Genomic DNA, 10,790 nt, shown 5'->3' with positions numbered 1-10,790 from the left:
TCCATTCGGCGGGCGGGCCGAGCCGGTCCTCCACCCAGGACCTGATCGAGGCGGCGGTGGTGTCCAGCAGCGCCTTGTCGGTGCTGGGCGACTCGAGGCCGACGAGCGCCGACAGATCGGCGAGCAGGTCGTCGAGGTGGGTTCGGGTCCAGCTGGCCAACGGCTTCGCGGACAAGGGGGTGCTCCCATCTGTGGGGGGGTGAGGGACTTACCGGACCGGGACGCCGGGGCCGAGCGGTATGCCCAGCGCGTACCAGGCGAGGAACATCGCCAGCCAGACGACGAGGTTGACCACGGCCAGCGGCAGGACCAGGGACATCAAGGTGCCGATCCCCGCGGACGGCCGGTAGCGGCGGATGAACCCCAGCGCGATGACGAAGTACGGGCTCATCGGGCTGAGACTGTTGGTGGGCGCGTCGGCGATGCGGAACAGCGCCTGGGTGGTCTCCGGCCGGATGCTCAGCAGCATCAGCATCGGTACCAGGACCGGCGCGACCAGCGACCACATCGCCGAACCGCTGGTGAGGAAGAGGTTGAGCAGACTGATCAGCAGCACCGCGCCGATGAAGATCACCACGGGTTGCGCGCCGAGCGAGTCGAGCACCCGGGCGCCGCTGATCGCGATGACCTGTCCGAGGTTGGTCCACTTGAAGTAGCCGAGGAACTGCGAGACCGCGAAGAACAGCACCAGGACCGGGACCAGTTCGCGCAGTCCTCGTGCCATCAGGTCGGGGATGTCCTGCGCGGCGGTGATGGTGCGCACGGTCAGTCCGTACACGATGCCGATGACCATGAAGAACACCATCAGCACCACGGCGACGTTGTCGAGCAGCGGCGATTCCACGATGGAACCGCCGTCGCCGCGCAGGGGTGAGCCGGTGGGCAGCATCGCGAGGACCACCGCGGCCACGTAGAGCGCCGCGGCGGCGATCGCCCGGCGCACACCCTTGCGCTCGTCCGCGGACAGGGACATGTCGGGCAGCTCGTCGACGTCGGTCAGCTCCGGCTCGGTGGCGTTCATCGCGGCGACCCGGCGCGCGACGACGGCTTCGGTGACGAGCGTGATCACGACGGCGAGCAACAGGCAGGACGCCGCGGAGAAGTACCAGTTCGACACCGGGGTGACCGAGTAGGACGGGTCGATGGTGTGCGCCGCCGAGGTGGTCAGGCCGGCGAAGATCGCGTCGGACCCTTCGATCACCGGGCTGACGCTGCTCGCGCCGCCCACGGCCACGTACGACACGACCGCGCCGATGATCGGGCTGCGGCCCACCGCGCGGAACGCGATCATGCCGAGCGGGATCATCACCACGAACGCGGCGTCTCCGGCCACATGGGAGAACATGCTGGTCAGCGCCACCGCGAAGGTCACCATTTTGGCCGGGACCCGGGTGAGCGCGGCGCGCATCAGTGCGGGGAGCAGGCCCGTGCCGTCCGCGATCGCGACGCCGAGCATGACCACGACGATCAGCCCCAGCGGCGGGAAGTTCACGAAGTTCGTGATCAGGTCGCCGAGGACCATCTGCACGCCGGCGTCGGACACGATGCTCTTGACCTCGACGACCTTGTGGTCGGCGGGTGAGACCACCGAGACACCGAGCGAGGCCAGCAGCCAGCTCACCGCCACGATCAGCCCGCTCAGGATCACGAACAGCCAGAACGGGTGCGGCAGCTTGTTCCCCGCCCGGTCCACGACGTCCAGCACACGCAGGATCACCGTCGTCGGCGAACGCCGCCGTTTCGTCGTCACCTCGGTCATGGGTCCTCCCGCTGCTGATCGGTGGCGATATGGCTCGTCATCAGACAGCCTGATGCTTCTTTGTGTCAAGCATGAGATCTATAACGACAGAATCGCTCTGTGTAGGCTGGCCGCATGCGAGAGATGGAGCATGGGCTCGACGACGCGGACCTCGATCTGGTGGCCGCGCTGCAGATCGCGCCCCGAGCACCGCTGAATACGGTCGCCGAGATCCTGGGCACCTCGGCCAGCACGGCGGGGCGGCGCATCCAGCGGCTGCAGCAGCTCCGGCTCCTGCGCTTCATCGGCACCGTGCACTGGTCGCTCCTCACCACCGGCAACCCCTACGTGGTGTGGATCAAGTGCCGGCCGGGCGCCACGGTCGACGTCGCGACAGCCATTCGGAAGGTGCCGCAGGCCCAGTCGCTCATCACCACCACCGGCGACTCGGACATCTACTGCACGCTCTACCCCCTGCCCGGCACGGACCCGCGCCGCCTGCTGTCCCGGACGCTGCCCGAGATCCCCGGCATCGCGTCCATCCAGTCACACCTGGTACTGCGCTCCGCCCGCGAAGCGTTCACCTGGCGGCTCGACCGGCTCACCGCCCGGCAGACGGAGGAGCTGCGCCGGCAGGCCGACGCCCTCCCCGGCGCGGCCCCCGCCGGCCTCGGGCCGCTCAACGAGATCGAGTTCCGGACGCTCCGGCTGCTGGTCGAGGACAGCCGGATCTCCGCGGCGCAGGTCGCCCGCGAACTCGACGTCAGCCGGTCCACCGCCTACCGGACGATCCAGTCGCTCCTGGAATCAGGCGCCGTCCGCCCCCGGGTGGAGATCGAACCGGCCGTCCTCGGGTTCCCGATCACCGCGCTGTTCACCCTCGAGGTTCAGCCGCGGCACATCCCCGCCGCGCTCACCGCGCTCGGTGAGCACTCCTGCGCGCGGTTCACCGTCATGACCGCCGGACCGGCCTCGATCCTCCACCACGGCGTGTTCACCGACGAGGACCACCTGTCCAGGTTCGTCACCGACGACCTCGGCACACTCCCCGGGCTCAACGGCCTCAACACCTTGATCGCGCTGTCCGTCCTGCGCCGCCAATGGATCGACCGCGACGACGACCTCCTCCTGGGGCCCCGGGCCCACGACATCCTGTCGCCCGTCCACGGATAACGCGGTCGGGCGGGCAGCGGCGACGCGCCGGCCGAGTGGAGGGCGCGCGGTATGCGTCAACGCTTCTGACAGAATCGGCCGCCGAAGATCCGCCGCGGCGAAGAGGAAGGCCGGGCGGCCTCCGGCAGTTGATCCCGTGGTGAGCCGGGACGAGGGGTTCAGTCCCCCTGGGACCACGCGGCTGACGGGAGCGACAAGTACACGCCGAGGTCACGGAGTCCGGTTGCGGTCCTGATGTCCTCGTGAAGCCTGTCCACGCGTTCCTGGCGGTTGGCGGCCCTGCTCTCGAACCACTTGGACTTCACCTCGATCACCACGTCCAAACCGCTGTGGTCCAAGGGGCCCAGTTTCCGGAAGCGCACCTCGACATCCCCCGGCTGCAGGTCCCCGTCGTACGGTTCTTCGGGACACTCCACGGCCTTGGACACCAGGTGCGGCAGCACCAGGCCCAGTTCCCGGAGCTTCGATTCAGCGACACTCGGGGCGTAGGTCACTTCCACAAGCGGCATCGGGCCAGTATAGGACCTCTCCGGCGCATGATCACGCTGCGTACTCGCGGCACCGGACGATGGGTGCAGCGAGGCGCGGGCCGGCGGGAGGCCGGGCGGCCGGCTTGTCGAAGCGGGGGCGGCGGCTCGTCACTGCCTGGGCCGATTGGCCACGCCCACGCGACCGATCGGGCCCGGAGCAGGAGAAGGCCGCGTCCGGGCGACCCGGACGCGGCCTTGCCGTGCGGCGGGGCGGAGCGCCCCGCCGCATCGTTGGTGTGCCCTGAGAGTGAGCTAGGAGGGAAGGTTCCACTTCTGGGTGCCGAGGCCGTTGCAGTCGTATATCTGGAGGCGCGTGCCGTTCGCGGTGGCGCCCTGGGGGATGTCCAGGCAGCGGCCCGACTGCGGGTTGCGCAGGGAACCGTCGGCCTGGTGACGCCACTGCTGGCCGCCGGCGTTGTTGCACTCCCACAGCTGCACCTTGGTGAAGTTGGCGGTGCCGTTGCCGTCGATGTCCAGGCAGCGGCCGAACGCGCGCAGTGTGCCGTCCGGCGCCACCGACCACCGTTGCCCGGTTGCCGTGTTGCAGTCCCAGAGTTGTACGGCCCTGCCGTCGGCACTGGTGTTGGTGTCGACGTCGAGGCACTTGTCCGCGACCCATGGGGTGGTGACCTGTCCGACCGGGCCGCCGAGTTGTCCGGTGTTGAAGCGGACCTGGCACTGGTTGCCGGTACCGAGCCAGGTCGCGCTCAGGTAGAGGAAGCTGGTGCCGTCCGCCCGCGGTGTGATGGGGGAGCTGTAGCCCGGACAGGACGGCTCGCCGGAGCGGTAACCGCCGGTCGGGTCCGTCTTCACGGGTGCTTCGATCTCGGTCCACTCCCCGGTGCCGAGGCCCGTGTTGGACAGGATGACGGTGCCGGACTCCGCCATGACGGTCTTGTTCCCCGTGGGCCCGGTGACGACGCGCTGACCGGACATCAGCAGCGTGCCGTTGGGGCCGCCACCCGGCTGCCAGGCCAGGTACGGGGTGTGCAGCAGCTGCCGGCCGTCGCTGGTGCGCACGAGAGTCCCCGGTGCGTCGGCAGGTGCCCAGTTCAGACCGTCCGTACTGGTCTTGGTGTACACCTCGCAGGCGTGGTCGGCGTCGGTGGCGTCCCGGCACATCTCATACGCCATCATGAATTTCCCGCCGGCCACCGGGACGACGATCGACATGCCGGGGCGGGCCAGGTTGTCGGCGGGGAAGGCCACGTCCTGGGTGAGGGCGGAGCTCCAGGTCCGGCCGCCGTCGGTCGAGGTGTAGTGGCCGATGACCTGGTTGTTGGTCGGGGTGTTCGCCGGCCGTTCGTCGGAGATGAAACAGGCGAGCGTGTTGTTCGGTGCGAGCAGGAACCACGGTTCCCAGATGCCGTGGCCGATGGTGTTCGGCATCCCGCTGCTCTGGGTGCAGTTGGACAGGTACTGCCAGGTCCGGCCGTGGTCGGTGCTCTTGAAGACCTCGATCTTCTGCGCCGTGAAGTCCCCCGCCTTCCAGGCGGTGCCGGCGGCGAGCAGGTCACCCGCGGTCAGGCCGTTCGCGGTGCGGGGCACCTCGTACAGGACGGGGGCTTCCAGGTCCCAGCCCGCGGTGTGCGAGGTGATGGTGGACATGGGGGTGGAGCTCCAGGTCCGGCCGCCATCGGTGCTGCGGTAGACGGGCAGCGAGTTGGGGCCGCCCTGGTTGCGCCGGGCGAACGTGGCCAGCATGGTCTGGCCCGATGAGCCGTCGTGGTCGAGGCGGATGGCGCGCGGGTAGCTGTTGTCGCCCTGTGGGTTGGCGGACAGGTCCGGCGATGCCAGGACCTGTCCGGCGGGTGCGGCGGAGGCCGGCGAGGGCCACAGGGACATCAGCGCGGCCAGCAGTACCAGGATGCCGAGCACGGCCGGTGATCTGTGTCTGGGCGCGGACAGGCGCACGGAACCACTCCTTCGTGGATGAGCAGGGGGGATGGTGCCCGCAACGGGCTGCTTCGTTCGGCTCACTCGGTTCGGCCGGCTCGCGGATCGTCCCCGATGTGCGGTGCGGTCCGGGTGTCCACGTCGAGCGCGGTACGGGCCACGACGCTTCCGCCCTCCGACACCAGGGCCAGGTGCAGTCGTCCGCTGGTCCGGCCCTCGGGCAGCGTCGCGGGCACCTCGACGGCCTCTCCGAGGACGTACGGCTTGGCTTCGGCGTGGCACCCGGGCACGGGGCTGCCGGGGGATTCGGGCGCGGCCGCGTACACGGCGGTCCAGGTGGTGTGCAGGATGCCCTCGACCGGTTCGGTGCCGTGATGGGAGACGCGGACGCCGACCGTGAACTCCCGTGTGGCGGTGAGCAGATCGCGTCCGGGAGCGACCGGCGTGAGGTCCAGGACGAGCGTGGTGGGTGCGTTCACGTGGCCCGGGTCGACGCCCGCGAGGTCCTTGGCCCCGCGGCGGAAGTCCAGCAGTCCGGCGCTCTCGTGCTCGATGTCGTACAGCTCGGTGTAGACGTAGCCGGCGAGCCGGTCGTGGCGGCGCAGTTCCTGTGTCTGCCAGCGCAGGTGCCAGGCGCGGTCCAGGCCGGTGAAGCCGCCGCCGTATTCGCTGTTGAGGTTGGGCAGGCCGCGTAGCGGTTGTCCGGTGACCGCGAGCTGCTTGTGGACGACCAGGTCCGGGCCGAGTTTCACCGGGAAGTCGTCGCGCCGGCCGGAGAGGAGATCGGCGACCGTGGCGGCCCATGACGCGGCGCTCTCGTCGTAGTAGTGCCAGTCGAGCAGGTCGGTTTTCACGTGGGTCCAGCCGGAGTTGTCGACGGCGGGCCGGGTGGGGTCGAGGGCCTTGAGCAGGTCGTAGGCGTCGGCGACCGCCTGTTGTTTGGCCGGGTCGCCGGGGAGGTCCCAGTCCAGGCCCCACTCCTCGTTGTACAGGCCCCAGATGATGATGGCGGGGGAGTTGCCGTCGCGTTCCACCATGGGCTGGATCTGCTCGGCGAACCGGGCGGTGGACTCGGGCGAGAAGCGTCCGGGAGAGGCGGGCTCGGCCCACAGCAGCATGCCGAGGGTGTCGGCGTGGTGGACGAAGCGGGGGTCCTCCAGTTTCAGGTGCTTGCGTACGAGGTTGTAGCCGGCGTCCGCGGCGAGCTCCAGGTCCCGGCGCAGGGCCGCGTCGTCGGGCGCGGTGATCCCGGTGTCGGGCCAGTAGCCCTGGTCGAGCACGCCGCGGATGAACAGCCGGTGCCCGTTGAGATACAGCGCCTCGCCGTCCACCGCGATCGAACGCAGCCCGGTGTAGGAGGTGACGCGGTCGGTGCCGTCGGCGCTGGTCAGTTCCGCGTCGACGGAGTACAGGTGCGGATCCTCCGGTGACCACAGCCTGGGGGTGGCCACCGGCAGTACGGCTTCGGCCCGCCCGTCCGGACCGACGTCCAGGGTGACGGTGGAGTCCTCGCCGCGCACCCGCAGGCGCAGCCGCGCGGTGCCGGACTCCGGGCCCCGCACGGTGGCGTCGACGGCGATACCGGTCAGGTCGTGGGCCGGGCGCAGTCGCAGCGTGGCGAGATGGGTGGCGGGGCGTGACTCCAGCCAGACGGTCTGCCAGATGCCGGACGACGGGGTGAAGCAGACGCCGTCGTAGTCGTCGCGGGGCATGCTGCGCTGCTTGCCGTGGACGATGTCCAGCTTGTCCGCGGGGGCGTGGACACGCACGACGAGGAGTTGCTCGCCGTCACCGAGCGCGTCCGTCACATCGGCGGAGAACGGTGTGTAGCCGCCTTCGTGGTGTGCCACCTCCGTGTCGTTGACCCACACGGTGGCCTCGTGGTGGACGGCGCCGAAGTGGAGGACGACGCGCTGCCCGGACCAGGCGGACGGCACGGTGAACGTGCGCCGGTACCAGGCGGTCTCCAGCCAGTGCGCGGCGATGCCGGAGGCGGGGGTCTCCCAGGCGAAGGGCACCGTGATCCGCTGGTCGTAGCCGTCCGCGGCGGCCGCGGTGTGCTGTTGGGCGGGGTCGGCCCGGAAGTCCCAGCTGCCGTTGAGGTTGAGCCAGGCGTGCGAGCGGTCGAAGAGCGGGTTGGGGTACTCGGGGCGGGGGACGGGCATGGGTGGGTGTGCTCCGATCGTGGGCTCAAGGGGCGCGGTGTCGATGCCGGGTGCGGTGCGGGCGTCAGCCCTTGACGCTGCCCGCGAGGATTCCGTTGATGAAGTGGCGTTGCAGCAGGATGAAGAGCAGCAGGACGGGCAGCATCGCGATGCTGCCGGCGGCCAGCAGTTCACCCCAGACGCTCCCGAAGTCGGCGCCGATGCGGTTGCCGGTGACGTTCTGGGCGAGGGTGGACAGGACGACTTGCAGGGTCTGGTGGCTCTCGTCGTTGACGGCGACGACCGGCCACACGAAGTCGTTGTAGATGTTCATCGTGGTGAGCACGCCGAGTGCGGCGATGCCCGGCCGGATGACGGGCACCACGATGCGGGCGAAGATCCCGAACTCGCCGGCTCCGTCCACGCGCCCGGCGTCGAGGAGTTCGTCGGGGACCGCGGCGATGGTCTGCCGCATCCAGAAGATGCTGAAGGCGTCGATGCTGCCGGGCAGGATCAGTGCCTGGTAGGTGTTGACCCAGCCCAGCTGGCTCATCTGCAGCAGCAGCGGGATGATCAGTACCAGGGTCGGCAGCATCAGGGTGAGCATGAGGACGCCGAAGAGCAGGTGCCGTCCCGGGAAGCGGTACTTGGCGAAGGCGTAGCCGGCCAGCGGGCAGAAGCACATGGTCAGCGCCCCTTTGACCACGACGACCAGCACCGTGTTGAGGAAACCGGTGCCGATCGGCACGTCGTGGAACATCGCCTGGTAGTTGTGCAGCGTGGCCGAGCCGGGAGAGAACGACAGCGGGGCGCGGACGATCTCGTTCGGTGGCTTCAGGGAGGAACTGATCGCCCACCAGATGGGGTAGACGAACAGAACGGCCAGGCCGGCGAGGAAGACGTACTGGAGAGGGCCGGGTCTGGGCTGGGACAGGCTCTTGTGCTTCATACGGGTCACTCGTCTCGGGAGCGCAGCAGGCGCACGGACAGCAGGGACAGGGCGAACACCAGGAGGACCAGCAGGAAGGAGTTGGCCGCTCCCGTCCCGAGGTCGGATGCCGTGATGTGGTTGTAGAGGTACAGGCCGCCGGTGGTGGTCGAGCCGTACGGTCCGCCCTGGGTCACCACGAACGGTTCGGCGAACATCTGGAAGACCGCGAGGGTCTGTACGACGACCAGGAACGCGATGCTGCGGCGCACCAGCGGCAGTGTCAGCGACCAGAACTGGCGCCGGCGCGAGGCCCCGTCCAGCGCGGCGGCCTCGTACACGTCGGACGGCACCGCCTGGAGCCCCGCGAGCAGGATGATGATCGCGAATCCGGTGGTCTTCCAGAGGAACAGCAGCGCGAGCGTGGGCTTGGCCCAGGTGGTCGAGGTCAGCCAGTCGACTCCGGGCAGACCCACCAGCCGCAGCAGGTGGTTGACGAGTCCGTAGTCGGAGTCGAAGACCACGATCCACACCTGGGCCATGGCCACCAACGGCGTGACGAAGGGGGCGATGAACGCCACCCGGAACATGCCCCGCAGCCTCAGCCGCGCGTTGGCGAGCAGCACCGCGGCGGCGAGGCCGCCCACGATCTGGACGGGCACGATCAGCAGCCACATCACCGCGCTGTTGCCCAGGGACGCCCAGAACTCGGGGCTGGTCAGCAGATAGGTGTAGTTGTCCAGGCCGATGAAGCGGGCCTCGCCGGCGCCCTTCCAGTTGGTGAAGCTCAGCTGCAGGGCGAAGACCAGAGGGTACAGGCCGAAGGCGGCGAAGACGACGTAGAACGGAGCGACGAACACATAGGGCGTGAGGAAGAGCCGGCGACGACGGGTGCGGAGCGGCGCCGGGGCCGTGTGTTCCTCGTTGCGCGGAGGTGTGAGGGTTGCCGGAGTCACGCGCGGTCCACCAGGTTGCGCTGGATCTTGCGCGTGGAGTCGTCGATGACGTCGTCGGGCGTCATCGACCCCTCCATCAGCCGCTGCAGGTTGTTGCCCAGGTAGTCGACCGACTTGTTCCACCAGGCCGGGATCGGCGCGGCGGCCGGGATGGTGGCGGCCGCGTCCACGGCGACCTTCCACAGGTCCTGGCCGCCGAGCGCGTCCACCGGCTTGAAGAGCGGTTTGTCGGCCTTCCGGGCGGGTGTGTAGCTGGGCACCGAGGTGTTGAGGCCGCCGGGGTAGACGCTGCCGGGTCCGTACACCGCGCTGTAACCAGGCTGCTTGAAGCACAGGAACTCGTACAGCAGCCAGGCCAGTTCGGGGTTCTTCGCCTTGGCCGGGATGATGAAGCTGCTGCCGCCCATCGCGCCGCTGCGCGCCCCGCCGGCCGTCCAGGCCGGCAGCTGGGTGACCCGCCACTTGCCCCTGGTCTTCTTCAGCAGTTGCTGGGGGGCGAACGACCACCACGTCGCCCAGGGCACGAGGGCCTGCCGGCCGTCCTCCAGGGCGGCGAGGTCGCCCTGCTTGAGGTACTCGGTGTGCGTCACCAGTTTCTCGTGGACCGCCGACCGGACCCAGGTGAGGATGGTGCGGTACTCCTTGGAGTCCAGACGGAGCGCGCCCTTGGCGTCCGCCAGACTGGTGCCCTGCTGGTTGGCGAGCATCTCCAGCCACAGCTGGCCGAGGAAGGGGTCCTTCTCCAGGTGGATCGGGCCCGCCTTGGGGTTCTTCTCCTTCAACGCCCGTGCGGCGTCCAGCAGATCGTCGTACGTGGCAAGGCCCGCCGGGTCGACCCCCGCGTCCTCGAGCAGGTCCTCGCGATACCAGAGCAGTCCCGGGTCCAGGTCCCAGGGGACTCCGTAGATCCGGCCGTCGACGGTGTTGACCGAGAGCTTGTAGGGTGACGTGTCCTTGCGGTAGGGGGCGATCAGGTCCGTCAGGTCGTAGAGGTGTTCCGCCTGGCTGCCGATCTTGGCGTCGTCCCAGAAACTGCCGTCCGGCAGGTCGGCCCCGGTGATCAACGTGTTGGCGAGTTTGGCGTCGATGTCGACGGCCTGGTGGTGCACCGTGACGTGCGGATGGGCCCTGCGGAAGGTGTCGATGGCCGCGTCGAAGACCTTGTACAGATCACCCGAGCGGCTCCAGATGGTGATCTCTCCCTTGGCCGACGCGCTGGACGTCGCGGTGAGCTTGCGCGGTTCGCCTCCGGTGGAGCCGGGAGCGCAGGCGGCCAGGGGGCCGGCGCCGACGGCGAGGGCGCCGGCGCCCAGGGCGCCGCGCAGGACACTGCGGCGCGGAACGGATGGTCTGGACATGAGCGCGGCTCCTCGGGGGGAAAGCGGCCACCGCGACGTGCGGTGCGGCGGGTGTCCGGTCCGGCGG

At 69.5% G+C, this 10,790-nt stretch carries 8 protein-coding genes; 1 reads left to right on the top strand and 7 read right to left on the bottom strand.

The features are described 5' to 3' along the window. Positions 1–208 precede the first annotated feature (208 nt). Positions 209–1,759: an AbgT family transporter gene (locus AXW62_RS03130; RefSeq protein ID WP_060943130.1), complete on the bottom strand. Its 1,551-nt coding sequence runs from the start codon at positions 1,757–1,759 to the stop codon at positions 209–211. Positions 1,760–1,873: 114 nt separating this feature from the next. On the opposite strand from AXW62_RS03130, the gene AXW62_RS03125 reads away from it, so the two are divergent. Continuing rightward, entirely contained in the window at positions 1,874–2,911 is a 1,038-nt protein-coding gene (locus AXW62_RS03125) for an Lrp/AsnC family transcriptional regulator (protein WP_211282403.1), read from the top strand. 158 nt (positions 2,912–3,069) lie between these two features. Here the strand turns inward: AXW62_RS03125 and AXW62_RS03120 are convergent, their stop codons facing one another. The 6 genes from AXW62_RS03120 to AXW62_RS03095 form a co-directional block, all read right to left on the bottom strand. Beyond that, on the bottom strand, positions 3,070–3,420 hold the full coding sequence (locus tag AXW62_RS03120) for a hypothetical protein (RefSeq protein ID WP_060943129.1): 351 nt from the start codon (positions 3,418–3,420) through the stop codon (positions 3,070–3,072). A 273-nt stretch (positions 3,421–3,693) separates the two neighbouring features. Next, the gene (locus AXW62_RS03115) at positions 3,694–5,355 is read right to left on the bottom strand and encodes a ricin-type beta-trefoil lectin domain protein (RefSeq protein WP_060943128.1); all 1,662 of its coding nucleotides are present in this window, start codon (positions 5,353–5,355) and stop codon (positions 3,694–3,696) included. A gap of 62 nt (positions 5,356–5,417) precedes the next feature. Continuing rightward, positions 5,418–7,502: a glycoside hydrolase family 2 protein gene (locus AXW62_RS03110; RefSeq protein ID WP_060943127.1), complete on the bottom strand. Its 2,085-nt coding sequence runs from the start codon at positions 7,500–7,502 to the stop codon at positions 5,418–5,420. A 64-nt stretch (positions 7,503–7,566) separates the two neighbouring features. Further along, positions 7,567–8,430 (bottom strand): carbohydrate ABC transporter permease, encoded by an 864-nt coding sequence (locus AXW62_RS03105; protein ID WP_060943126.1) that lies wholly within the window; start codon positions 8,428–8,430, stop codon positions 7,567–7,569. A 5-nt stretch (positions 8,431–8,435) separates the two neighbouring features. Beyond that, on the bottom strand, positions 8,436–9,365 hold the full coding sequence (locus AXW62_RS03100; protein WP_060943125.1) for a carbohydrate ABC transporter permease: 930 nt from the start codon (positions 9,363–9,365) through the stop codon (positions 8,436–8,438). Beyond that, entirely contained in the window at positions 9,362–10,723 is a 1,362-nt protein-coding gene (locus tag AXW62_RS03095) for an ABC transporter substrate-binding protein (RefSeq protein ID WP_060943124.1), read from the bottom strand. The genes AXW62_RS03100 and AXW62_RS03095 overlap by 4 nt, the downstream gene beginning before the upstream one ends. Positions 10,724–10,790 lie beyond the last annotated feature (67 nt).

Origin of the sequence: Streptomyces hygroscopicus subsp. hygroscopicus (assembly GCF_001553455.1) — a bacterium.
Classification (GTDB): Bacteria; Actinomycetota; Actinomycetes; order Streptomycetales; family Streptomycetaceae; genus Streptomyces; species Streptomyces hygroscopicus.
The sequence above is the reverse complement of the archived record's forward strand: the minus strand, read 5'-3'. Positions and strand labels throughout refer to the sequence as shown.

Coding starts and splice junctions, on each gene's coding strand:
- AXW62_RS03130 (WP_060943130.1), bottom strand. CDS start 1,759: ATGACCGAGGTGACGACGAAACGGCGGCGTTCGCCGACGACGGTGATC.
- AXW62_RS03095 (WP_060943124.1), bottom strand. CDS start 10,723: ATGTCCAGACCATCCGTTCCGCGCCGCAGTGTCCTGCGCGGCGCCCTG.
- AXW62_RS03125 (WP_211282403.1), top strand. CDS start 1,874: ATGCGAGAGATGGAGCATGGGCTCGACGACGCGGACCTCGATCTGGTG.
- AXW62_RS03110 (WP_060943127.1), bottom strand. CDS start 7,502: ATGCCCGTCCCCCGCCCCGAGTACCCCAACCCGCTCTTCGACCGCTCG.
- AXW62_RS03105 (WP_060943126.1), bottom strand. CDS start 8,430: ATGAAGCACAAGAGCCTGTCCCAGCCCAGACCCGGCCCTCTCCAGTAC.
- AXW62_RS03120 (WP_060943129.1), bottom strand. CDS start 3,420: ATGCCGCTTGTGGAAGTGACCTACGCCCCGAGTGTCGCTGAATCGAAG.